The sequence below is a fragment of the Psychrobacter sp. NG25 genome, from assembly GCF_015234355.1.
Taxonomy (GTDB): Bacteria; Pseudomonadota; Gammaproteobacteria; order Pseudomonadales; family Moraxellaceae; genus Psychrobacter.
Genome location: NZ_JADGMV010000002.1, coordinates 414,486 through 439,670, shown reverse-complemented (window position 1 = coordinate 439,670; position 25,185 = coordinate 414,486). Strand labels below are relative to the sequence as shown.

Here is a 25,185-nt window from a genome sequence, read left to right as displayed (position 1 = left end):
TGATAACCAAAGTGGTTTCTAGGTATAGAATGAAAAGCTAGAACAAGAAAGTAAGACTGGTAGAGTAGGTGAAGTTTAACATGTGTAAAGTCAGATTTTTGTGTCCAAACCTTAAGCAAAACTTTCTCAGTCGGTTATATGATCTCTTAAACTTATAAATTTTGATGATAGTCTATGATGGTAAGGGCTGAGCATAACCTGAATTATGCTAAACTAGGGCAAAATTATTTGTCATGTCGATGGTCAAAACATCATGACCGATAAACCCATTTAAAATAAACAAATAACTGATTGTGACAACTTTTAGGGCAAGCTTATGAATAACCCAAACAATAATAGCCGTGTGGTCATTAACCTCGATGGAGATCTTGATGACTTGGATGACGACGATATTACTTTACCCAGTCTACCGGCACAATCCGTACCCATTATCGATGAGACTGTCGATGTTGCAGCATCGCAAAAAGACAGCACGGTAAATAAAGAAGTACCAAGTATCAATGCTGTCGCCAATGCAGCAGATAATATCGCTCTGGGTTCGCCAATCGAAAGTGATACAGTTAATAAAGATAACTCTGCAACACCTAGTAGCATTTCTACTGCGCCAACTATGCCATTACAGGACCAGTTAGGCGATACACCAGCTGTTAGCGCTGCAAGTAGCAATTCGCAAGCGGTAACTCAGACAGCGCCAGAATCAGCAGAGAGCCAAGAAAATAACAAAAAAGGCAGTTGGTTTAACCGTATGAGAACGGGACTGAGTAAGTCACGTAAAAATCTTGCTGAAGGTATGGTCAGTATCTTGATCGGTGGCAAAGAGATTGATGATGAGCTATTAGAAGAAGTTGAAGATCAACTGCTAGTGGCTGATATTGGGGTAAATGCAACCAATCGTATTATCAAAAGTCTCACTGAACAGACCGCCCGTGGTGATTTGATTTATGCACACTCATTATATAAAGCACTGCAAAGTGAGCTAGTCGATATTTTAACCCCGAAAGTCGCACCTTTAGTAATTGATAGCACCAAAAAGCCATTTGTCATCCTAGTCGTTGGTGTCAATGGTGTGGGTAAAACCACAACGATTGGTAAGCTTGCCAAGCGCCTACAAGGTGAAGGTAAATCAGTTATGTTAGCGGCGGGAGATACGTTCCGTGCGGCAGCCACAGAGCAACTACAGATATGGGGTGAGCGTAATAACATACCAGTAGTAGCGCAAGGTCATGGCTCTGATAGTGCGTCTGTCATCTTCGATGCCATGCAGTCTGCCAAAGCAAAAAACATTGATGTGTTAATCGCGGATACTGCTGGTCGCTTGCAAAACAAAACTCACTTGATGGCCGAACTAGAGAAAGTCGTACGTGTCATGCGTAAAGCTGATCCAAGCGCGCCGCATGAAGGCATGATTGTACTTGATGCTGGCACAGGGCAAAATGCGATTAACCAAGTAGAGCTATTTAATAAAATCGTACCATTGACCGGTATTACCATTACCAAGTTAGATGGTACGGCAAAAGGTGGCGTAGTCTTTAATATTGCTGAGACAACGGACGTGCCTATTCGCTATATTGGGGTGGGTGAGTCGATTGATGATTTACGTGCCTTTAGTCCAAAACAGTTTGTTGCCGCGTTATTTGAGACTGACGATAAAGAATAAAATAGCTGTTTTCATTTAGGGCGTGTCTTCATTTCAAAAATGGTGATAAAAATGAGATAAATCGCCGTCAAACAAGGAAAATAGCGCAGATGATATCGGGATATTAACCAGATATTTGACGATGTTTGGCAAGATTTAGCCATTTTTAACCCATTTAGATGACTATCGATTGAATTGAGGACATGCCCTAGTAAATCATTTTTAAGACAATTGGAAAATAGACGCCATGATAGTTACCACCGCATCTTTTGGAACACATCGATTAACGCTAATCGCCCGTGTCAATGAGCATGGTCACCCTATGCTCGTTGAGGCCAATTGGTTGCTGGCAGGTAACTCTTGGCAGCACTCAAAATCTATTCCCAAACTCAAAAAGCATTATAAACTTATAGAGCAAGACTTTACCTTTATAGACAATAATAGCCTAAGCGATAATGAACCTTCTCAAGCATTGTTAATAGAAGCCATCGCGCAATTAACGGCATATTTTAAAGGTGAACTTCAGGCGTTTGATTTGCCGATAGATATGAGCTTGGGTACTAAATTCCAGCAGCAAGTATGGCATGCACTACAAGATATCAAGCATGGCGAAACGATCAGCTATGCTACATTGGCAAAGCGTGTTGATAGTCCTAAAGGGTTTCGTGCCGTTGCTAATGCCAATAGCAAAAACCCTTTTAGTATTATCGTGCCTTGTCATCGAGTGATTGCTAGCGATGGTAAGCTTGGCGGCTATACAGGCGGGCTAGATAAAAAAGAATATCTGTTAGCGCTTGAAGGGGTCAAATGCAAACCATAAGCGTAAATCTACTTTTTACGAATTGATTGAGCACCAAACCTGTCATGAGGTTTGGTGCTTTTTTATTTGGCGCATTTATTACAGCCAGAGCAGCCTTGTGACTTCTTAAATATAACCTTTGTCCATACATAGTAAATAGAGATGGCAACGATTATAAAGACGATAAAATATTCTAACCATATACTCATTATTAACTCCTTAGAATCCAAAAATTTGGCCCGTTATTCGATAAACTACCCAAGCCATGACATAAGCCAATACAAACAAATAGCCAGTGATGGCCAACGTCTGCTTTAGCGATTTTGTCTCACGGCGGATAACCGTCAGCGTGGCCAAACACATAGGCGCATATACGTAAAATGCTAAAAACGAAAATGCAGTCGCAAGTCCCCACTGGGCATGAATGATTGGAATAAGCGTCTGATTGATAGCTTCATCACCGACACTGCCCACGGCATATACTGTACCCAAAGCGGCAACCACAACTTCTCTTGCTGCAAGCCCTGGAATCAAAGAAATACACATCTGCCAGGTAAAGCCAATAGGCGCAAAAATAGGCTCAATCAAATGGCCAAGCATACCAGCAAAGCTGTAATCAATAGCGGGTCCAGTTGCACCAGTAGGGGCTTCTGGAAAGGTAACCAACACCCATAGCACAACGGACAAGGTGAAAATAACGGTACCAGCCTTCATTAGAAACGCACTTACTTTGTCCCAAAGCTCACCTGCTATATGCCTAACATTGGGCATACGATATGTGGGTAGTTCCATCAATAACGGAAAAGCAGAAGACTCTGACTTTGTGTTATGAAAATGTTTGAACAGCCAAGAGATGAGCGCCGCTGAAAATGTGCCAGCCACATATAATACAAATAACGTAATACCCTGCAAATTAAATATGCCAAGCACCGCATGATTGGGTATCACAGCGGCAATAATGAGCGCATAGATAGGTAAGCGAGCCGAACAGGTTAGCATGGGTAATACAGCAATCGCTACCAATCGCTCTGTGTGACTAGGAATAGTACGGGTCGACATAACTGCTGGTACGGCGCACGCAAAACCTGATAGTAAGGGAATAAACGAGCGTCCAGATAGACCTATCTTGGCCAGTAGATTGTCTAATAAAAAAGCGGCTCGGGGCAGATACCCTGAATCTTCAAGTATTAACAAAAATAAAAACAGTAATGCAATCTGTGGCACAAACACCACAACGCTACCCACACCAGCCACAATGCCATCTACAATGAGACTTTGTAATATTCCATCCGGCAGCCACTGTGATAAGAGGGTTCCCACGCTGCCTACTAGCCACTCAATGCTGTCCATCAGCGGTGTGGCCCATGCATATACTGCTTGAAATATGACAAATAAAATCATCAATAAGATGACAACACCTATCACGGGGTGAAGTGTCAATTGGTCTAAACGTTCATGCCATTTGGGCAAACGCTGTACTGCCGTCACGGCTCGGCTGAGAATATCGTCAGCCTGTTGGTACATCGTATGGGTGTCAGTATCAGTCTCAAAAAAATGTATGGGCTGCTCGCTATTACCAATATAATCAATCAGCTCATCAGCTAAGGTGAGTAACTGCGTGCAGCCTTTACGTTTAATGGCGACTGTTTGTACGAAAGGAACGCCTAGCTCATTTGATAGTATCGACTCATCTACAACCAAACCACGGCTCTGCGCCACATCACTTAGATTGAGCGCCACGATGATGGGTAAGCCTAAGTTTCTCAGCTCTAGCAACATACGTAATGACATACGTAGATTGGTTGCATCAGCCACAAATATAATCCCATCAGGGACAGATTCGCCAGGCATCTGACCAAACAGTACTTTACGAGTGACTTCTTCATCGAGACTGGCTGTTTTTAAACTGTAGGTGCCCGGTAGATCTAAAATATTGACATTTGAGTGCCCAAGTAGGCTAGCACTGCGTTTATCAACCGTGACGCCAGAGTAGTTTGCCACTTTAGCTTTGGAGCCTGTAAGCACATTGAAGGTAGCTGTTTTGCCGCAATTGGGTGCGCCGACCAAAGCCAGTGTGATAGGAACAGTGCTGGCTTTTATTTGATTGGCTGGTACTGAAAGGGTTGCTGAAGAGGACATAAGCTTATGAATCGCTGTTAAAGGACTGGTATCGTCATTTCACTAAAAAAGTGTTACCGCGTTAACCTCGCTTGAAGTATTTAATATACATCTACACTCGGTGCCTTGTACTACTTTTAAATGGAATCGACTATATGAGAAAAGCATTTGGATAGAGCACATGGGCATCCAATAATTAGTGCCTTTTATCATTTGCCTTTATGTGACAGCGCGGCATTGTATTTTTATCAGTTCATCGGCACGTAAGCTAAACTGTGCGCCAGTGCTCAGCTGTACGGCATAAGGTGGCTTACCAAATAACCCTTTGGCTACAATGTGAATCAAAGTATTAGGTAAAAACCCTAAATCTTTTAGTCGTTGACTGATAGCGCCATCGATCTCACCAAACCGACTATTGGCGACAATCTCATCAATAATGGCAGGTTGACGCTTATTGAAATCCAGCAATGAACACACAGGCGATGATGTGGTTTTATGATCAGAAGGAGTAGATGTATCGGTAGTGAGGTTTTGAGAAGGTAGGATCGTAATACTCATAGAGAGTCCTTAATTATTCGCATTATTGCAAATAATAACTATTACTGTTTGTGTGCGATTATATTCCTCAACTTTCACAAAAACAATATTTATAAGGGTGCTTGTGACAACAAAAAACCAGACAGTAAGAAACTGTCTGGCTCTAAAGTGTAAATGATTAATATTAAAGATTATTTCTAATATTTAGATCTCAAAGGTCAGTAACATAGGCCACATTTGAGACTATATTAATCACCCTTCAAGCTGTGCCATTACGTCAGCAGAGAAGTTTACATTGCTATAAACCTCTTGTACATCATCGATATCTTCTAGCATATCAATCATCTTCATGACTTTTTCGGCATCTTCAACATTGTCTATTTCAGCAATGGTTGATGGTGACATGGTTACTTCCGCATTGTCAGAAACAAGGCCCGCTGCATTAAGCGCATCTTGAACTTGACCGAAGCTTTCCCATTCAGTGATGACCAGTAAGCTTTCGCCATCATTTTCGATATCGAGGGCACCCGCATCTAGTGCCGCCAGCATGACTTCATCCTCTAAACTCACATCGTTAAAGGTGATTTCACCGCGTTTGGTAAACAGGTAAGCCACTGAACCTGTAGTGCCAAGATTGCCTTCATTTTTTGTGAAAGCATGACGTACTTCGCTGACCGTACGATTTAGGTTATCAGTCATGGTTTCGACCAATACTGCCACACCGCCAACACCATAACCTTCGTAGCTGACATCTTCCATGTTTTCATTGTCACCGCCGCCTGTACCACGGTCGACCGCACGGTTAATCGTGTCACGGGTCATATTGACAGATAATGCTTTTTCGATAACGGCACGTAAGCGCGGGTTTTTATCAGGGTCGGGGTCACCTTGCTTGGCAGCAGAAACAATTTCACGGATAATCTTAGTAAATACTTTACCTTTTACCGCATCCTGACGAGCTTTGCGGTGTTTGATATTTGCCCACTTTGAATGGCCTGCCATATAACATCCTTAAGTTCTACGTACTATTTATTGTGCTTAAAAAAGTGTTTATTAATCATCTTTCATACTAAGTCACGTGTCTTATCATATAGATGGCGCTATCTCTTTAAAGTAATAGAGCTACTGACACGTTAACGATTTGTATGTTGTTGAGAGTGCTTTTTTGCTACACTGTGGCAACTTATAGATTGTATTCACTGTGATAGGTGAGCAATATTATAAACCAGTTTTGTGTATTTTGACTAACTTGGCCTTATCCATCACATTTTAAGTCATTGGATGCCATCAAGCCATTGATTTTATGAAGCTACTGACTCTATGAAGCAACTCACTGCCGAAGCCATTACACACTTGCGTAACCGTATTCATGTCATTATTGAAGGCACGGATACTCGTTTGGGCAAACTTTTTGATATTGTATTATTGATTGCAATCTTGGCCAGTGTGGCTGTGGTTATGCTTGATAGTGTGCTATATATGCGCTTGCAGTATGGCGTTATATTCTTTTACGCAGAATGGTTTTTTACCATTTTATTTACGATGGAATATGCCTTACGGTTATTTTCAGCCCCTAATCGCTTGCGTTACGCTTTTAGTTTTTTTGGGGTTGTGGATTTGTTGTCCGTATTACCAAGTTACTTAAGCCTAATGTTCGTAGGTGTGCAGTATCTACTCGTCATACGCGTTTTGCGCATTTTACGTATCTTTCGCGTACTCAAGCTCAAAGCTTATATGCAACAAGCAGGTTTTTTGGCCTCGGCGCTTAAGACCAGTCAGCAGAAGATCACGGTATTCTTCTTATCTCTCGTACTATTGGTTACGATTTTTGGCTCGATTATCTACGTAGTAGAAGGGCCCGAGAACGGTTTTACCAGTATTCCGCTGTCTATCTACTGGGCGGTCGTTACGATGACGACGGTCGGTTATGGTGATATGTCACCCAAGACCCCGCTTGGTCAAGCGATTGCGAGCATGGTCATGATTACGGGTTATTCGATCATTGCCGTACCTACAGGTATTTTTACTTCTGAGCTAGCACGTAATATGCGTCCTCAACTCAATCCCGTTACTTGTCCCAACTGTGGTAAGTTTGGTCATGCCATCGCAGCAGAGTTTTGTGATCGCTGTGGACATGCGCTGCACGTTTAGTATGGCCTAGCTGCTTTGATATAAGTTTTTACTTCGTATCATGCTATATATCGATGTACTCACTGATAAGCGGTGATAAGTCAATATCTACGCCCAAATTGACCAGATTCCAATATTGTCCTGACACGGTTCGGTCGAGCATCATGGTCGTCGCAGAAGGCTGAAACTGACCGAAATACTTCAAAGATGTTCGCATTTGTGCAATGGCTTCGTGGTGTATTTGACTGCTACCAAAATCGAAAGCGCCTTTCTGGTAAGGTTCAATGGAAAAGGGCTTTAGGCCAATGGATAGCCATTTTTCATAGAATTCACCAGGGATGTTTTTATCATCATCACGGCGAATATCTAACGCCACCAAATCTTGCTCAAGGGCAGTTACATCACTTTTAATCGCATGTTTAGCGAAACGTCGAAACAGTTGAACCTCGTTGTCACTATAACTGCGAATACCGCCGAAATCATAAGCCACGACGCTACCATCTTTGCGAAAGGCAAAGTTGCCAGGATGTGGGTCACAGTGCATACGATACAGTCCAAATAGCTGCCCTGCGGTAAAATGAAACAGGCGTTTGGCTATTTCTTGTTTGATGTCATTATCCCAACTCGCTGCGACGGTGAGAGTTTCTCCCATCTCTTCAGTCAGTGTCAAAATCCGTTTAGAAGAGTGGCTACTAATAACTTTCGGAATAATAAGACCTTCGTCCTCTGCATGAAATGCACCAAATACGCGTAAGTTATGCGCTTCTTTAATATAGTCCAACTCATCATGCAAACTTTGGCGAATCTCATGAAACAACTGTTCTTGTAGTTGCTTGCTCATATTGAGCACGCCAGCGATTTTCAATGCCATACGTACTTGTTTGAGGTCACTATCACAGTTTTCATCCACATCGGGATACTGAACCTTGACCACGACTCTTTGACCAGAGGGCAATACTGCCTTGTGCACTTGTCCAATAGAGGCAGCGGCAAATGGTGTTTCTTCAAATTCGTTGAACAGCTCTCCAACAGGCGCTTTAAGCTCACGTTCTATTTGAGCTTGTATCTGTGCATATGGCATGGGCGGCGCATCTTTTTGCAGCTTTTCTAGAGCTGTGGCAACCTCAGGTGGAAACACGTCTTTATATTGTGACGCGATTTGCCCCACTTTCATGACGGCGCCTTTCATTTCACCAAGCGTCTCAGCTATTTGAATCCCCACATCTTGCATGAGCTCCGAGCGTGCTTGCAGACGTTTCTCTTCATCGCTTGATAGGTGCTTAAATGAGTTTTTAGCTGCTTTTCCGGCAATACTTGCAGTCATGCCAGCGAGTTTCATAAAGCGCTTTCCAGACGATTTTGCCATTCATATCACCGTATATTGGGTTGTTTATTCAGCCATAATGCTAGGGCGTGTCCTCAATTCAATCGATAGTCATCTAAATGGGTTAAAAATGGCTAAATCTTGCCAAACGGCGTTAAATAGCTGACTAATATCTCGATATTATCTGCGCTATTTTCCTTGTTTGACTGCAATTTATCTCGTTTTTATCACCATTTCTAAAATGAGGACACGCCCTAGTATTTTAATCAAACTATTTTAAATTGAATCAACTATATTGCTGTTTGACTGAGCCATCTTTAGTACATATAAACAATTATTATTAGCACTTAAAACTAGTACTTCAAAAAACCGATAAATGTTAGTCGCTAAGGTTGATAGAGTAGAGGTTGTTGAGCCAATAATCTAGTGCCATTTGATAACCCATCTGTCCCAAACCACAAATAACACCGACTGCGACATCGCTCAAATAAGAATGATGGCGAAAAGACTCACGTGCATGAACATTAGATAAGTGTACTTCTATAAATGGCTTTTGTGTAGCTAGTAATGCGTCACGTAGAGCAACTGAAGTATGCGTAAATGCTGCAGGGTTAAGGATAATAGCATCTACTTGCGCTGTCGCTTCTGCTAACAGTCCATGATGTTGGATGTCATCGATCAGCTGACCTTCATGGTTTGATTGTATGCAAATTAATTCGACATCATGCTGAGCGGCACGCGCAATCAAACGTTTTTCGATATCAGCAAGTGTCGCATGACCATAAATATCAGGTTCACGCTTACCCAATAAATTTAGATTGACCCCGTTAACCAGCAGCAGCTTATGAGTGAGTGTATTGCTGTTGCTCTGACTAGAAGGCTTTGATGCTGTGGTAGGTTGTGATGAGGTCGTCATACTGGTCTCTATAGCGATTAAGTAAGGTTAGTGGTTTATCTTTTATTGTAAGGCATAAGGGTCGTAGAAAAAGCGAATTATGTCACTCAATGGTGCTTATTGGTTTATGATAACAGCTTGCCAGTAGTGGTTATAAAAAAATTACATGAAAAATCAACCTGAAAGTAAAAAAGCATGCTAAAAGTCTTTATGTTGCTAAAAACCCGTGCTATGATATTTTTTATGCAATAATTATTGCAAGTTTGTTGCTATAGCTAAAGTAAGGCTAATATGAAAGTCCCTTATTGTCTCTATAAGCGTAAAGAATGTTTATAGAGGTAATTGTCTATCATAAAAGCTATATGTTAGTAATAGTGGTTAGTGTAGGACTCTTAAGTTTTTTGATTTCATAATTTTAGATCCCGTTTGTATGCAATGTTGCAAAGGAATTTGGGGCTAAGCGGACTTTTTTAGGAAGTAATATTATGTCAGCTCGTGAGCAAGGTACTGTTAAGTGGTTTAATGACTCAAAAGGTTTTGGTTTCATTCAACGTGATAGCGGAGAAGATATTTTTGTCCATTTCCGCGCGATTCAAGGTGATGGCTATCGCTCTTTAACAGATGGCGCAAAGGTTGAATTCAGTGTAGTAGAAGGCGAAAAAGGCCTTCAAGCTGAAGAAGTCAGAAAAGTAGACGAGTAATCTATCCGGTCATTAGAGCGGTTTAGCTATAATGTCTGTACAAACTACTGATATACTACTGAGTCAAGCCCGTCTTATCTTACCTATGTTGAGTGAATCTCCGCATATTAGGTCAGAGTAAGTATCGGGCTTGGCTTTTTTATGTCTGCATGACTATCCGCTATCTATAGATTTGATGTGGCAATGATTATTGGTGACGCTATATAGTATTATAACGTTTGATAATGCATTTGCTTACGATGGACAACATACAAGTAATTAATACAAAAAGGATATTTTTTTGAGTAATTTTACGACATTTACTGATTTGCCGCTTTCAGCACCGACATTACGTGCTGTCAGTGATTTAGGGTTTACTGCATTGACGCCTATCCAAGCACAAATACTACCACATACGTTGGCAAATCAAGACGCTATTGGACAGGCTCAAACAGGTACTGGTAAGACAGCGACTTTCTTATTAACGATCATGGAGGCATTGCTTAAGCGTCCTTTTACCAATGATGAAGAGCGCTATTTAGGTGAGCCGCGTGCAGTTGTAATGGCACCCACCCGTGAGCTTGCGCAGCAAATATTTGATGATTGTATTGCTTTGACCAAATATACGGCGCTACATAGCGTGTGTATCATGGGTGGTACTAATTATGAAACCCAGCAGCATGAGCTTGAGCGTCAATATGTTGATATTTTGGTTGCGACGCCTGGACGTTTAATTGACCTTGCGAATAAAGGCATGGTCTACTTAGATCGCGTTGAAGTACTCGTATTAGATGAAGCAGATCGTATGTTGGATATGGGGTTTATTCCTGATATCAAGCGTCTGGTAGGCCGGATGCCAGCCAATACAGACCGTCAGAGCTTACTATTTTCTGCCACTTTTAACCAAGATGTGATGAATTTGGCTTATCGCTGGTTACATGAGCCGCAGTTTGTTGAAATTGAGCCTGAGCACAAAACCAGTGAGTTGGTCGATCAGCATTTTTACTTATTGACAGAAGATCAGAAGTTAAAAGCCCTACAGCGCATCATTAGTGATCCTGCAGTGGACAAAGTCATCGTATTTGCCAACCGTAAAGACCAAGTTAAGCGTTTATATCACAAGCTGCGTGCAGACCACAAAATCGTGATGCTGTCAGGTGATGTTATTCAGCAAAAACGTGAAAAATACCTACAGCGCTTTAAAGATGGCCATGCTTCTATCTTGGTCGCAACAGATGTCGCTGGGCGCGGTATCCATGTCGACGATATCAGTCATGTGGTTAACTACACCTTGCCGGACCAGCCAGATGATTACGTACATCGTATTGGTCGTACGGGGCGTGCTGGGCAAACAGGTATTAGCATTAGCTTCGTGAGTGAGGATGACGCGTTTAATGTACCAGCCTTAGAAAAGCATTTGGATACTAAGTTTTCGCTTGAGCAATGGCAAGAGTAGTACTTTTAAAGCTGCTAGTTTTTCTATGTAGTCAATCTTCTATAAAAGAGTGACAGCGTTAACCTTGCTGGAAGTATTACATATACATCTGAACTCGGTTGCCTTGACTCTCTTTTAAACTGAATTAACTATAGTGTGCAGCGAATAAAATGATAAAAGCCCTTAACATTCGTATTGATGTTAAGGGCTTTTTCATACGGTAAGCTTTGATAGCACGCAATGTTCTATTTTAATAATATAGTCAAAGAACTCTAACATGGGTACAAGGCAGCCGACTGCAGATTGTACAAGTAGTACATCTAAGGAGGATAACGCCATAGCGGTTTAGTAGTTCATTGACTATATATATCTGTGGTCGACGACTCTATTGAGCGTGTTCCATCGTTTCAGAGTGCTCATGGTGGTTCATGTCCATTGACGCATCACTCATATCATGCATACTATGATCCATTCCCTGGTGGGATGTATCATCAGCTGGCATCATATGGTGACTGCTGTGATCCATGTCTGCGTCCATAGGCATGTCCATCATTTCTGAGTCACTCATTTGCATATGATCGCCATGCATATTAGACATATCATGCCCACCATGCATACTTGACATGACCATCGGCACGACCGCAACGGCCAAACCTGATATGACCATGACAGCGCCATTTAGCTGTCTTAAGCGAAAGCGTCCAATTTTGTCACGTAACCAGCCAACTGTTTCGTGCGTGGCGACCAACATCGGTATTGTCCCTAAGCCAAAGACAAACATGAGTGCCGCACCATTCAATGGATTATGAGCAACTACTGCGATGAGTAAGGCACCATACACTAATCCACAAGGTAAGAAACCCCAAAGTAAGCCAGCGGTGAGTGCACGTGGAAACGTGTTTAGCGGGAATACTTTTTGACGAAGTGGGCTTAGGTATTGCCAAAAACGCATACCAAAACGTTCAAGTTTGTTTAAAAATGGTGCGCCAAGCATGGTGACACCAACAAACACTAATACTAAGCCTAATAAAATACGTGGCATACTATTGCCCATCATTAATGGCGCTAGTACAGTGGTACCAATCAATCCTGCGATTAAGCCTAATAATGCATAACTGCTCAAACGGCCTAGATGATAGGTGGCGACAAGGGCGCGGCGTTTAGCAGGACTGGCATCTTTCATCGATAGGCCAAACGCTGTCACAAGACCACCACACATACCCAAACAATGTGGTGAACCAAAAAATCCCATTAGTAATGCCGCAACGAGTAAAGCTGTGGTCATGGGGTGATTCTCCTAAAAACAGTGAAAGATTGAATCTACTTAAATAGATGGTATTGGACGAAACATAATCGTGAGTCACGTATAGTCAAAATATGGTCAGTTCTATACTGATTAGCAAGGTGCTAGGCTTGTTCAGTCTATTATGTGTAACACTTGAATTTGTCTTACTTGCCTCTAGATGATCTCGAACCGACTATCTCTCGAGGCTATATTTTTGGATTGCTATCAATATTAGAAGGATTGACGGACTCTGTGTCAGCAAGGTTTGTTTGATCATTTGTTTGCTGAGTAGATGTAGCATTCTCATGAGCTTGCATGGTTTGTCTGCGCTCTTGACGATCATCTAATATAATGCGCTGTGATGCATTGTCTAAATCTTCAAATTGGTTTGATTTTACCGCATAACGTACTGCCCAAATGGCAACCACAAATAACATGAGACTTAACGGAATTAATAAAAATATACTGAGCATGGAGAGTCTCTTAGATAGCAATTTCTGGTGGCATTATACACCTATTATTAATGTGGTGATTGCCTGTGAACATAAAAGTGAAATAGCTGCTAGCTATGCTCATTATTAAATAAAATCTAGTTCAAATGCTAATCCAGTTCTATTCTGTAGGTGACTTTGCCGCATGGCCTCTAGGTGTTAATAGCTGCTGTGAAGTAACCTCTCTGGCATGACGACAATCCATCTGCGGACGTATCACATCACGTAAATAAGCGGCGACTTCATAAACGGCGCGCCGTGAATGAGTTAGATTCTGTGCAGGTTTTTCCCAGTCTCGACCAACTGGTAGAGGAGCGCTGAGAGGCGTGGTATTGATACCATTTAGCGCAAACTGTCTACGGGCGCGTGCCATATGGTAGCTATCAGTGATGAGGTAGACGTGACGTAGTGGTATACGCTTTGCGGTAAAGCGTGCATTTTCGCAAGTATTCATACTGGCGTTTTCGCTTATCAGTCCATCAATATCATGCTCGATGAGCCATTGACCGAGCCAAGGCGCTTCAGCACCACTGAGCACAATAGGTAAGGGCAGGTCGTGATAAGCGCCCGCAGCAGTACGAGCACGATTGAGACTATAGCTGTTTAAAATGATTTGATTGTTCTGGTCGTTGGTCAGTCCGCCGCCTAATACTACATAGGCCGTCGGTGGAGAGCTCGCCGCTCCAGAGGGGATATTTGGCAAAGGCAGTAGCGTAAATAGATAAACAATCGCTTGCGAAAATAGGGGGGTGAATAAACTAATGAGGACTAAAATAACGGCCGTGGAGCCAAGCAAAAAGGTAATATTGATGATACGAAACAGCGTTATCATACGTTCAGCTGAACGCAAGTAATAATGCCATAATCGTTTAGATAACAGCCGCTTAGACCGTGACTTTTTAGGCCACATGCTCATCATGCCCAATCGAGCTATCAGTATTTACCCAAACCGGCTCACGTGATAACTGAATCGCAAATTTCTCATAGATCGCATCAGTGATATAACGCTGTGCTATCGCTACATCTTCTTGGGTTGCTTGATAAGGAGCATGGTTGGTGAGTACCAGTGCTTGCTGCTGATGGGTGACAATGGGTGCAATACCACCACCTTTTAACCCTGCCTGCTCAATGAGCCAACCGGCTGCAACTTTTATTTTATTATCAGGCATTGGATAACCAACGATAGCTGGATAAGAGGCTTGTAACGCAATGAACTGCTCTTGGGGAATAATCGGATTCTGAAAAAAACTACCACAGTTAGCCAGACTCTTGGGATCCGGAAGTTTCTGTTGGCGAATCTCTATAATAGCGTGCATCACATCAGCAGGAGTAGCCTTGTTTCGGTCTTGCTGTTCAGCATAGCGTTGTGCAACTGTCTGTACATCACCGTAACTGGCTAACACTTTGCTTATATCTGTGTGTAATCTGAACCCCACACGGCTTATTAGCCATGTATTGGGAGTCCGTTTAAAGATACTGTCGCGATAGCCAAAATCACAGTCTGAGATTGATAGTTGGTGCCACGCCTGGGTAGGGATGTGGTAAGCACGGACATACTGTAAGTGGTCTTCTAACTGGACACCATAAGCCCCAATGTTTTGTATCGGTGCAGCACCAGTGAGGCCAGGTATCAGCGCAAGATTTTCTAACCCGTACCAACCTTGACTGACCGTATGGACAACCAAATCATGCCAGTTTTCCCCTGCCATCACTTCAATATCGACGTAACTATCCGTCTGAGCGGTCAAGCTGATGCCGCGCATTTTCGGCTGCAATACAATTGCATTTAGTTGTGTTGGCAGTAATACGTTGCTACCACCAGACAGCACAAACAATGGCTTTTTTTGATCTGTATTTTTCGCATAGTCTGCCATAAAGGTGTCAAGTTGAGCCTCATCTGTCAACGTCACACCATAGTCAGCGATACAGGTCAGTGCCATAGTATTGCTATGTGACAAGTCAATGGACTCGCTAGGCAATAATTTTGCTGCTGAAACCGTTGTCGTGGCAAGTTGAGCACTAGAATTAATGCATGAAGCTGAGGTCATAACGTAACCCATATGGCAAATAGATAAGAAATTAAACAGTAATCATTATAAAGGATGCGAGACACAAAATGCGTGTAAATCTAGCTTTTATCACTAGCAAGCTTTCCAGCTCTCAATCCAAGCTTGTGCGCTTGATTCTATACGTTCAATGACTTCTTCAAAGTCATCGGCCCCGCCTTTATAAGGGTCTGGTACATCATCACCGCCATACGTTGGGTCTTCTTCACTGAATAATGCCAGCTTGGCCATACTATTTTCAGTATCTGCTATATTGTTTTTGAGCGCTTGCAAGTCGGCTAAGTTCTGCGCATCCATTGCCAAAATCAAATCAAAATTGCGGAAGTCATCGTTATTTATTTGGCGTGCGATGAGTTTATTGATTTTATAACCATGTGCTTTGGCATGACGCTGTGCTCGCTCATCGGGTTTATGACCGATATGCCAATCCCCTGTGCCGGCAGAGTCCACTTTTATTGATAATCCAGCAATCGCTGCTTGCTGACGAAACACTTCTTCAGCAGTTGGTGAACGGCAAATATTTCCTAAACAAACCAATAATACAGACGATGGCGTACAGGTTTTCATCAGCATAATATGACCTTGTATAACAAAAAAAACATGCCATAAGAGACCAGCATTATTAGTGCGGCTTTTATCAGCATGCAATTGATTGATTGAATCGGCTGTCAGCGTAACGTTTAATGCTGTAAATGGCAAGAGTATAGGCTGAACAATATGGTCATATGACACAATATTGATGGCGATGTTATCTATAATTCAGTGTGGTGCGGGCAGTATTTTAGTCTTGCTTGCTTTTAAAGCGATGCAAATCACGGCGCTCTTTCTTGTTGGGTTTATTATCAGGGCGAGCAAGATTGGCAAGCTTGCGTTGCTCTGCATGATAGGCGCGGCGATTTTCGCTCTCGTCAGTTTCTGAATACAATACTTCAGCTGCGCTTGCATTACCACGTTGAGTGGTTAGCGCTTCCACGATGACGGTTTTTTCAGTCATGGCAGTGGCTGACCCTTGGCGGATGGTTAATTCATCTCCGACTGCAATCTCTTTGCTGGTTTTTACACGGCTACCAGCGTAGTGAACTCGTCCACCTTCAATGGCTTGTTTGGCAAGCGTACGTGTTCGATAAAAACGTGCTGCCCAAAGCCACTTATCAAGGCGAATTTTAGCTAAGCCTTGGGTTTTGCTATTTGTATTATTCTGCATAACAGCTACTCTATATGGATGTCTGTATTTATTTAAAATAAGCTAATTTTAGTGAGATTAGGGCATATTTTATATTTGCAAATAAGTTTTTGTGATTGATGGGCTGGATAGGGGATATATTGCATTTTTAGTTGATAGAAATCAGTTACACAATTGCTGTTCACAAGGTACGCCATCATGATTGCCGTCCATTTTTGTATTAGGACAGTGTTGTATAAAGTAAGTTGCCTCTTCGCATGAGGTCATCTGAGAGCAGTGTTGTCTACCATCACATGAAAATCTTGACGTTGTTGGCTGTGAATTTGTTGTTGAAGTGATTACTGGGGCTGCTTCTGAATTTGGGTCTAAATCGACATACGTTGGTTGTATCTCGTCAAAGTCAGCAGTGGTTAGTGCAGCGCCTACTGGAGGCGTATTGGATGAATCCGTGATAGAGCTACTCGGTGCGCTCTCAGGTTGAAAAAGTTTATAACCCACAATTACCAAAACCAGCAGTACCAGTATCATTAATATATTTTTCATCATGGCATTATACTCACCAATAACCGTTAAAAACTAACTGTTGCTACCATCCGCTCGCTATTGTCAGCCTTTTAATGGATTAAAAAACTGACAGGGTAGAGAGTGATTGATACCTGCTTTATTATTTCAAAAACAATTGATAGCCGATATTGTCATTGAGCATCGTACAGTCGTAACCAATATCAAGCAGCGCGTCTTGTAGCTGGCGAGAGTTGCTCTCTGAGGCTTGTAGGCCTACCAGTACACGACCTTCAGCGGCACCGTGATTGCGATAATGGAACAAGGTAATATTAAAATCATCACCAAGCTTCTCTAAGAAAGTAAGCAACGCACCTGGACGTTCTGGGAACACCACACTTAGTAACTGCTCGTTTTCGACGTGTGCATGACCACCAATTAAATGACGGATATGAGATTTAGCGATGTCATCATCGGTTAAATCGTGGGCAGTGTAGCCATCAGCGGCCAATTGATTGCTGATAGTTTGACGCTCTTTATCCCCTTCTTTTAAGGCGATACCGACAAATATCGAGGCAGGCTCCATAGAGTCTGGTGATTTTTTGCTATCAGCACGGTAGTTAAACTCAGTGATATTACGTCCATGCAGGCTACGGCAGAAGTTTAAGAAAGCACCCGTTTGCTCAGGGATAGTCACGCCAAAGATGGCTTCTTTTTTCTCACCGATTTCGGTACGCTCAGCGATATAACGCAGACGGTCAAAGTTCATATTGGCACCGCAAATGATACCGACGCAGTTTTTGCCTTGTAGGTTATTGGCTGCGATATATTTTTTCATGCCCGCAACTGATAATGCGCCAGCAGGCTCGACGATGCTACGGTTTTCTTCAAAGATATCTTTGACGGCGGCGCAGACTTCATCATTGGTGCAAGTAATCACATCAGGTTCTACGATAGGGCCTGAGTTATCACTTTTTTGTGTACGGACGACTTCAAAAGGCAGCTCGCCAATTTGAGCAACCGCTACACCATCGACGAATAAGCCAACTTGTTCTAACTTAACGCGTTCACCTGTTTCTAGTGCTGCCTTTAAACAAGCCGATTGTTCCGCCTCTACAGCGATGACTTTGACATGCGGAGCCACGGCGCCTAAAAATGCCGCGACGCCAGAGATGAGACCACCACCGCCAACCGCGACGAATACGTAATCCATATTTCGCCACTGTTGTGTCAACTCCAGACCGATAGTACCTTGTCCAGCAATAACCAATTCATCATCGTAAGGCGGGATAAAGGTTAAGCCTTCGGTCTCAGCGCGATTGATTGCATAGCGGTTGGCTTCATCGAAGCTGTCGCCATGGAGATCGACGTTACCGCCCAATGCTCTAACGGCGTCTACTTTGATGTCAGGTGTGGTGGTCGGCATCACAATGATGTTGTTAAGATCAAGTTTGCGAGCAGAATAGGCCACGCCTTGTGCGTGATTGCCCGCCGATGCGCAAATGACACCGCGCGCTTTTTGCTCATCGTTCAATTGGCTAATACGGTTGTAAGCACCGCGCAATTTAAAGGATTTGACCGGTTGTAAATCTTCGCGTTTAAAACGAATGTCATTGGCAAAACGTTGGGTCAGCTTGGGTGCCGCTTCAAGTGGTGTTTGAATCGCAACGTCATAGACGGTGGCTTGTAAGATGGCTCGTACCCAGTTTGACAGCATAATGATCCCTAATACAGGTTGTAGATGAATATAAAAACGAAATAGATTAGCCTATGCCGATTTTGATTATCTTGCAAGACCCTATTGCAGTTTTTGCAATGATTTCAAGTTTTGATGAGAGATAAGGTTGGCTTCGTACAAATATTTTATTAAAAAATATTGAATAATTTTAATATGTCTATATTATTGGACATATGGAAATAAATAATGCTATCGCAAGCTTTGCTGCGCTCTCTCAAGATACTCGTTTAAAAGCCTTTAGGTTGCTTGTCAGTCAAGAGCCTGAGGGACTGCCTGCGGGTGAAATTGCCCGTCAATTATCCGTACCACATAACACCATGTCAGCGCATCTATCAGTGCTGGCACGAGCAGGGTGGGTGGTTTCGCAACGCCAAAGCCGACAAATTATCTATCGTGCTTCGCTATCGCACATGGAAGCTGTTGTTCAGTTTCTATTGCAAGACTGCTGCGCGGGTCATCCAGAATTGTGTGCGTCCCTTATGGACAGTCTAAGTGGATGTGGGGTCGTTAATACTAATGACTCAAACAGCGAGTAAGATAACTATTAAGACTATATTCAAATAATATATCCAGAGTTCAAAAACATATTCAGACAATAAGTGAAATCATTATGACATCATTAATTTTTCATAATCCCAAATGTGGAACCTCTCGTAACACCTTAGCCATTATGCATGCGTCAGGTGAGCATCCTGAAGTGGTCGAGTATCTCAAAACCCCACCAGCCCGTGAATACTTGGTAGAGCTGTTGGCAAAAATGAATATCACGCCAAGAGAGTTATTACGAAGTAAAGAGTCTATTAACGATGAATTAGGGTTAGACAATCCTGAATTATCTGATGATCAGATCATCGATGCGATGATTGCCCATCCTATTTTAATCAACCGACCTATAGTGCTCACCAATAAAGGCGCCGCGTTATGCCGTCCGTCAGAGCGAGTGTTTGAGTTGCTAGAGCACCCAGTGAGTAGTTTCACAAAAGAAGATGGGGAAGTCATTCATCATGGCAAAGGATAAAATGGATTCGAACATGGCTGGCTTTGGTGATTTGCCCAATATTGATGCAGACAGTATACAGCCTATCGATATTGAGGCGTTGATTGGTCCAAATGATTCGCGTCATCCACCCAAGATACTGGTGTTATACGGCTCTTTGCGTGCCCGCTCATTTTCTAGGCTGGCAAGCGAGGAAGCGAGTCGGTTACTGCGCTGGTATGGTTGTGAGGTTCGGACATTTGATCCGACGGGCTTGCCACTGCCTGATGCTGCCGATGCAGATCATCTCAAAGTGCAAGAGCTACGAGAGCTGGCACAGTGGTCAGAGGGTATGCTCTGGGTAAGTCCAGAACGGCATGGCAGCATGACCAGTATCATGAAAGCACAAATCGATTGGATTCCACTATCATTGGGAGGCGTGCGTCCGACCCAAGGTAAAACATTGGCAGTGATGCAAGTCAGTGGCGGTAGTCAAAGCTTCAATACCGTCAATCAACTACGCATACTCGGCCGTTGGATGCGGATGATTACGATTCCCAATCAATCGTCTATTCCCAAGGCATTTTTGGAATTTAATGACGACGATCGCATGGATAAGTCACCTTTATATTTGCGTCTTGTTGATGTCTGTGAGGAGTTGGTGAAATTTACTTGGTTGACTCGTGGACGCTCAGCCTATCTCACTGACCGCTACTCTGAACGGGTAGAGAGCGCTGAAGAGTTATCAAAACGTGTCAATCAAAAATCACTTTAATTCACTCTCTTATCATGTATTTTTTAATACGGCTTCTTATAATAATTGAGCTTAGACAGGTTACTCGATGATCGCATTGACTATATTTATCGTCACGTTAATTTTAGTAATTTGGCAACCTAAAGGACTGGGTATCGGCTGGAGCGCAATGGGTGGTGCATTGATCGCCTTAGCGTTTGGCGTGGTACAGATCTCCGATATTGGAGTTGTGTGGGACATCGTTTGGGATGCAACTTTTACCTTTGTCGCACTTATTATTATCTCTCTTATCTTAGACAAAGCCGGATTCTTTGGTTGGGCGGCGCTGCACGTCGCTAGACTGGGCAATGGACAAGGGCGTTTATTATTTCCTATGATTGTGATATTAGGCGCGTTTATTTCTGCCTTCTTTGCCAATGATGGGGCGGCATTACTATTGACCCCGATTGTCATCGCTATCTTGCTGCGTCTTAAGTTCTCGCCACCATCTGCTTTAGCGTTTATCATTGCGACAGGCTTTATTGCCGATACCGCGAGCTTGCCGTTAGTGACGTCCAATCTAGTTAATATCGTCAGTGCCAATTATTTTGACATTGGCTTTAGTCGTTATGCGGCAGTCATGGTGCCAGTCAATATCATCTCTGTATTAGCGACACTCGCCGTGTTATGGGTCGTCTATGCGCGGCACATTCCAAAACACTACTCTGTTGCTGAACTGAGTGCGCCAGAGTCCGCGATTGAAGATCCGCTCGTTTTTAAGGCGGCGTTTCCGCTTTTAGCCTTACTACTCGTCGCGTACTTTACGACTGAATCATTGGGGATTGCTATCTCGTTTGTGACAGGCGTCGCTGCGTTGGTGCTAATGGCAATCGCAGGTCGCTGGTGGCAAGGTGGACGCGGTGCAGTGGTTTCAGTATCCGATGTTTTGCGAAAAGCCCCTTGGCAAATTGTATTGTTTTCAATTGGTATGTACTTGGTGGTTTATGGTTTGGGCAATGCAGGGTTGACGGACTATGGTGCTCAGATTTTGAATTGGCTAGGACAGCAGGGTACGGTCATCGCAACATTAGGAACTGGATTCCTCTCTGCTATTGTAGCGTCTATCATGAACAATATGCCGTCCACCTTAGTTGGTGCACTGGCTATCGATAGCGCGCAGGTACCAGCCGCCACTCGTGAGCTCATGATTTATGCCAACGTGATTGGTAATGACTTAGGGCCGAAATTTACACCTATCGGTAGTCTTGCAACTTTATTGTGGCTCCATGTATTGGCAGAAAAAGACTATAAAATCAGTTGGGGACAGTACATGAAAATCGGGCTGATTATTACACCGCCCGTATTACTAGTAACGCTATTGGCCTTAGTCTTATGGTTACCTTATCTGTCTACATTTTAAAGATTGAGTAAATCTCTTGTGATTAGCGTGGTTATTACGCTGACATCGATCAAACTCATCGGGTATAATAGCGGCGCATTTTACCTCTTTTATAATGATATAGTCGGTTCAAAATAATTTGGATATGAGGCAGGCGAGTGAAAGTGCTGCAAGTAGTAGGCTAAGCGAGTCTAACGCCGTATCCAACTTATATAGAATTGACTGTCCGTTTATTTTCCAAGGATTTATGATGAGTGATCAGCAAGCACAAAAGCAAGCCGCAGCCAAAGCTGCTCTAAACTATGTCGAAGATGGCATGATACTTGGTGTAGGCACAGGCAGCACAGTCAATTGCTTGATTGAGTTATTACCGACAGTAAAGCTTGCTGGCGCAGTTGCTAGCTCACAGGTCACTGAAGACAAACTTCGTGCCCTTGGTATTGAGATTGTTGATTTAAACTTTGCTGGTACGCTTGATATTTATATCGATGGTGCGGACGAAGTGAATGAGAATTTGCAGCTCATTAAAGGTGGTGGCGGTGCGCTTACTCGTGAAAAAATCGTGGCAGCAGCTTCTAATAAATTTATATGCATGGTTGATGAGAGTAAGAGTGTCGAGATGCTTGGACGTGAGTTCCCAGTACCGATTGAAGTATTACCACAAGCACGCTCTTATGTTGCACGCCAATTGGTTAGTCTGGGCGGCGAGCCAGTTTACCGTGAAGATTTCGTGACCGATTATGGAAACGTGATTTTAGATACCTATGATTTGGATGTGAGTAATCCAATAGAGCTTGAGCAAATGCTAAATAATATCGTTGGCGTAGTATGCAATGGTATATTCGCTGCCAATCAAGCTGATGTATTGCTCAAAGCTAGCAGTGACGGGGTAACAACACTAACTCGTTAAATACCTGTTAAGCAATTTCTCATTTCTCAGAAAAAATAAAAAGGCAGACCGCAATCAATGTGGTCTGCCTTTTGTTTATTTACTCTTCGATAAATAGCTTATAGCTATATTTTTTAGATTTTGATTTTGTCTTTTAGCAAAAATTCCATTAATGCTTTTTGTGCATGCAAGCGGTTCTCTGCTTCATCCCACACGACTGAACGTGGATCATCCAACATATCATGAGAGATTTCCTCACCACGATGCGCAGGCAAGCAGTGCATAAATACGACTTCAGGATCAGCCTTGTCTAACAGTGATGGTGTTACCTGATAAGGCGCAAAACGACGGGCGCGGGTATTTTGTTCTGACTCTTGTCCCATGCTTGCCCATACATCAGTGACGATTAGGTTTGAGTCTTTTGCCGCATCTTGTACATTTTCGACGAGGCTGACGCAATGAGAGAAGCGCTCCATCAGTTTAGGGTCTGGCTCAAAGCCATAAGGCGCTGCCACACGTAGCTCAAAACCAAACTGATTGGCCGCTTGCATAAATGATGAGCACATATTGTTGCCATCACCGACCCACGTTACAATCTTGTTTTCGATACTGCCGCGATGCTCATAATAGGTCTGCATATCAGCAAGCAACTGGCAAGGGTGGTACTCATCAGTTAGAGCATTAATGATTGGAACGCTTGAGTATTCAGCAAACGTCTCAACATTTTCGTGACCAAAGGTACGGATCATGATGATATCAACCATACTAGAGATCACACGAGCAGAGTCCTCTAGCGGCTCACCACGTCCAAGCTGCGTATCATTCGGTGACAAGAAGATAGCACTACCACCAAACTGGCCCATACCTGTTTCAAAAGAAATACGCGTGCGGGTCGAGGATTTTTCAAAAATCATACCCAGCGTACGACCAACAAAAGGCTGATATATCTCGCCAGCATGTTGCATCTTACGTAATTCGCTTGCGCGTTTGATAAGGGTTTCTAGTTCTTGTTTGGTTAAATCAGATAGGGTCAAAAAATGGCGCAAACTCATAGTAATCCTAGCAGTCGATCGCAGTCAGTGAAACGTTATCAGTCTTCAATAGCATCGCATCAGTGCGCATACTGGGGTGACAACAAACTTTTAGTATAGCGCAATTACTTCTAATGTAAACGCCCAATTTAGTCTGATTGTTCAGTCACTCCAGTACTCGGCAATTTCACCGTCGTATTATGATTATTAGGCTTGCACACGCTTTGGACGTATGCTCAGGCGGCATAGCAGTTCATAGCTAATGGTACCTGCATGTGCAGCGACCTCATCAACGTGCGGTGCATCGCCCCATAACATTACCTTACTGTCTAAAGCAATGTCTTCTGGCGCAGTACTGACATCAATGACAATCATATCCATTGCCACGCGTCCAATGACCGCGCATCGATAGCTTTGATTATTGCTCGTGTCAATGACAGAGACATAAGCGTCATCGCTGACGACACGAGGGTAGCCATCTCCGTAGCCGATACTGACCAGAGCCGTTCTAGTGTCTTTTTGTGCGATCCAACGACTGCCATAACCAATAGCATGGTCTGCATTGACCGTTTGTAGAGCAATGATTTGCGCGCTAAAATCCATCGCTGGCTGTAAATCTAATGCTTGTGCGCTTTGATCAACGACAGGTGAGCTACCATATAAGATAATACCTGGACGTATCCAATCATAATGATGCTCTGAAAAATTGACGATGCCAGCTGAATTGCACAATGAACCCTGAATCTCAGCGCTAACAGTCTCTTGTAAAGTGTTTAAAGCATCTGAAAAACGCTGTATTTGCATCGCATTTAATGGATGAGTGCTGTTATCTGCATTGGCAAAATGCGTTGTGAGGATCAGTTTATATCCTGCTTCATGAAGCTGTTTGGCCGCAGCAATCACCCCCTCGGCATCGAAACCTAGGCGATTCATACCCGTATTGTATTTAATCCACACCACTCTAGTGGCACTACTAGCTGGTGGGATGTTTTCCAATGCCCACTGTAACTGTGGTGCATGATGAATGACACAGCTAATATCGCTGTCAATAGCTTGCTGCCACTCATCAGCGGTAAACGCACCTTCTATCAAACCAATCGTTTTATTCCAACCCAATTGTCGTGCTTCTAGTGCTTCATTTAAGGTGGCGACTCCAATACCATCTGCTTGCTGTAATGCTGGCAAAACTGCCGCTATCCCGTGTCCATAAGCATTGGATTTCACCATGGCCAGAACTTTAGAGTGTGGCGCCATTTTCTTGACTTGGTTTAGGTTATGAGTAATGGCTTTTGGTTTGATAGTGATAGTACGCATAATTGGCTTCTTTATTAGCAAAGTT

24 protein-coding genes and 1 pseudogene are annotated in these 25,185 nt (G+C 43.1%); 10 read left to right on the top strand and 15 right to left on the bottom strand.

Going from position 1 to position 25,185, the window contains the following annotated elements:
• Positions 1-316: 316 nt before the first annotated feature.
• Positions 317-1,657 (top strand): signal recognition particle-docking protein FtsY, encoded by a 1,341-nt coding sequence (gene ftsY, locus IPZ60_RS04525; protein ID WP_227669220.1) that lies wholly within the window; start codon positions 317-319, stop codon positions 1,655-1,657.
• A gap of 226 nt (positions 1,658-1,883) precedes the next feature.
• The gene (locus IPZ60_RS04520) at positions 1,884-2,456 is read left to right on the top strand and encodes a methylated-DNA--[protein]-cysteine S-methyltransferase (RefSeq protein WP_194196662.1); all 573 of its coding nucleotides are present in this window, start codon (positions 1,884-1,886) and stop codon (positions 2,454-2,456) included.
• Between the two features lie 198 nt (positions 2,457-2,654).
• Here IPZ60_RS04520 and IPZ60_RS04515 read toward each other — a convergent pair whose 3' ends face one another.
• From IPZ60_RS04515 to IPZ60_RS04505, 3 genes are all read right to left on the bottom strand, one after another.
• Positions 2,655-4,574, bottom strand: a complete 1,920-nt coding sequence (locus IPZ60_RS04515; protein ID WP_194196661.1) for a ferrous iron transporter B — start codon at positions 4,572-4,574, stop codon at positions 2,655-2,657.
• 198 nt (positions 4,575-4,772) lie between these two features.
• Positions 4,773-5,111 (bottom strand): ferrous iron transport protein A, encoded by a 339-nt coding sequence (locus tag IPZ60_RS04510; RefSeq protein ID WP_194196660.1) that lies wholly within the window; start codon positions 5,109-5,111, stop codon positions 4,773-4,775.
• Positions 5,112-5,342: 231 nt separating this feature from the next.
• Entirely contained in the window at positions 5,343-6,092 is a 750-nt protein-coding gene (locus IPZ60_RS04505; protein WP_194196659.1) for a YebC/PmpR family DNA-binding transcriptional regulator, read from the bottom strand.
• A gap of 318 nt (positions 6,093-6,410) precedes the next feature.
• Between IPZ60_RS04505 and IPZ60_RS04500 the strand changes: the two genes are divergently transcribed.
• On the top strand, positions 6,411-7,241 hold the full coding sequence (locus tag IPZ60_RS04500) for an ion transporter (RefSeq protein ID WP_194196658.1): 831 nt from the start codon (positions 6,411-6,413) through the stop codon (positions 7,239-7,241).
• Between the two features lie 43 nt (positions 7,242-7,284).
• Here the strand turns inward: IPZ60_RS04500 and IPZ60_RS04495 are convergent, their stop codons facing one another.
• The gene (locus IPZ60_RS04495; protein WP_194196657.1) at positions 7,285-8,586 is read right to left on the bottom strand and encodes an AarF/ABC1/UbiB kinase family protein; all 1,302 of its coding nucleotides are present in this window, start codon (positions 8,584-8,586) and stop codon (positions 7,285-7,287) included.
• 337 nt (positions 8,587-8,923) lie between these two features.
• Positions 8,924-9,460 carry a type II 3-dehydroquinate dehydratase gene (gene aroQ / locus IPZ60_RS04490; RefSeq protein WP_194196656.1) on the bottom strand — a complete coding sequence of 179 codons (537 nt, stop codon included), beginning with the start codon at positions 9,458-9,460 and terminating at the stop codon, positions 8,924-8,926.
• A gap of 464 nt (positions 9,461-9,924) precedes the next feature.
• Here aroQ and IPZ60_RS04485 point away from each other — a divergent pair, with 464 nt between their 5' ends.
• Together IPZ60_RS04485 and IPZ60_RS04480 are read left to right on the top strand one after the other, a co-directional pair.
• Positions 9,925-10,140, top strand: a complete 216-nt coding sequence (locus tag IPZ60_RS04485; protein WP_110923792.1) for a cold-shock protein — start codon at positions 9,925-9,927, stop codon at positions 10,138-10,140.
• 280 nt (positions 10,141-10,420) lie between these two features.
• Complete coding sequence (locus tag IPZ60_RS04480) at positions 10,421-11,575, top strand: DEAD/DEAH box helicase (protein WP_194196655.1); 1,155 nt, start codon at positions 10,421-10,423, stop codon at positions 11,573-11,575.
• A 364-nt stretch (positions 11,576-11,939) separates the two neighbouring features.
• On the opposite strand, the gene IPZ60_RS04475 is transcribed toward IPZ60_RS04480, so the two are convergent.
• The 8 genes and pseudogenes from IPZ60_RS04475 to ilvA all read right to left on the bottom strand — a co-directional run bounded on the left by IPZ60_RS04475 (position 11,940) and on the right by ilvA (position 18,797).
• Positions 11,940-12,839: a sulfite exporter TauE/SafE family protein gene (locus IPZ60_RS04475; protein ID WP_194196654.1), complete on the bottom strand. Its 900-nt coding sequence runs from the start codon at positions 12,837-12,839 to the stop codon at positions 11,940-11,942.
• Between the two features lie 206 nt (positions 12,840-13,045).
• Complete coding sequence (ccoS, locus tag IPZ60_RS04470) at positions 13,046-13,312, bottom strand: cbb3-type cytochrome oxidase assembly protein CcoS (RefSeq protein WP_194196653.1); 267 nt, start codon at positions 13,310-13,312, stop codon at positions 13,046-13,048.
• A gap of 139 nt (positions 13,313-13,451) precedes the next feature.
• A complete protein-coding gene (locus IPZ60_RS04465) occupies positions 13,452-14,180 on the bottom strand; it encodes a YdcF family protein (RefSeq protein WP_227669219.1) in 729 nt (242 codons plus the stop codon).
• Between the two features lie 49 nt (positions 14,181-14,229).
• Positions 14,230-15,378: a UDP-N-acetylmuramate dehydrogenase gene (gene murB / locus IPZ60_RS04460; RefSeq protein ID WP_194196651.1), complete on the bottom strand. Its 1,149-nt coding sequence runs from the start codon at positions 15,376-15,378 to the stop codon at positions 14,230-14,232.
• 93 nt (positions 15,379-15,471) lie between these two features.
• A complete protein-coding gene (locus IPZ60_RS04455; RefSeq protein WP_194196650.1) occupies positions 15,472-15,969 on the bottom strand; it encodes a low molecular weight protein-tyrosine-phosphatase in 498 nt (165 codons plus the stop codon).
• A gap of 208 nt (positions 15,970-16,177) precedes the next feature.
• Positions 16,178-16,600 (bottom strand): RNA-binding S4 domain-containing protein, encoded by a 423-nt coding sequence (locus IPZ60_RS04450; RefSeq protein ID WP_194196649.1) that lies wholly within the window; start codon positions 16,598-16,600, stop codon positions 16,178-16,180.
• Between the two features lie 141 nt (positions 16,601-16,741).
• Positions 16,742-16,888: pseudogene (locus IPZ60_RS14160) on the bottom strand (excalibur calcium-binding domain-containing protein); the annotation flags it as partial.
• A 355-nt stretch (positions 16,889-17,243) separates the two neighbouring features.
• A complete protein-coding gene (gene ilvA, locus IPZ60_RS04440; protein WP_194196648.1) occupies positions 17,244-18,797 on the bottom strand; it encodes a threonine ammonia-lyase, biosynthetic in 1,554 nt (517 codons plus the stop codon).
• Between the two features lie 194 nt (positions 18,798-18,991).
• Between ilvA and IPZ60_RS04435 the strand changes: the two genes are divergently transcribed.
• From IPZ60_RS04435 to rpiA, 5 genes are all read left to right on the top strand, one after another.
• Entirely contained in the window at positions 18,992-19,354 is a 363-nt protein-coding gene (locus IPZ60_RS04435; protein ID WP_194196647.1) for a helix-turn-helix transcriptional regulator, read from the top strand.
• Positions 19,355-19,428: 74 nt separating this feature from the next.
• Entirely contained in the window at positions 19,429-19,836 is a 408-nt protein-coding gene (gene arsC / locus IPZ60_RS04430) for an arsenate reductase (glutaredoxin) (protein WP_194196646.1), read from the top strand.
• Complete coding sequence (arsH, locus tag IPZ60_RS04425; protein WP_194196645.1) at positions 19,823-20,569, top strand: arsenical resistance protein ArsH; 747 nt, start codon at positions 19,823-19,825, stop codon at positions 20,567-20,569. Before arsC ends, arsH begins: the two co-directional genes overlap by 14 nt.
• Positions 20,570-20,636: 67 nt before the next feature.
• Positions 20,637-21,947 (top strand): arsenic transporter, encoded by a 1,311-nt coding sequence (locus IPZ60_RS04420; protein WP_194196644.1) that lies wholly within the window; start codon positions 20,637-20,639, stop codon positions 21,945-21,947.
• Between the two features lie 229 nt (positions 21,948-22,176).
• Positions 22,177-22,836, top strand: coding sequence for a ribose-5-phosphate isomerase RpiA (gene rpiA, locus IPZ60_RS04415; protein ID WP_194196643.1), 660 nt, complete (start codon positions 22,177-22,179; stop codon positions 22,834-22,836).
• A gap of 113 nt (positions 22,837-22,949) precedes the next feature.
• Here rpiA and argF read toward each other — a convergent pair whose 3' ends face one another.
• A complete protein-coding gene (gene argF, locus IPZ60_RS04410; protein WP_110923803.1) occupies positions 22,950-23,867 on the bottom strand; it encodes an ornithine carbamoyltransferase in 918 nt (305 codons plus the stop codon).
• Between the two features lie 186 nt (positions 23,868-24,053).
• Positions 24,054-25,160: an alanine racemase gene (gene alr, locus IPZ60_RS04405; RefSeq protein WP_194196642.1), complete on the bottom strand. Its 1,107-nt coding sequence runs from the start codon at positions 25,158-25,160 to the stop codon at positions 24,054-24,056.
• Positions 25,161-25,185: the final 25 nt, after the last annotated feature.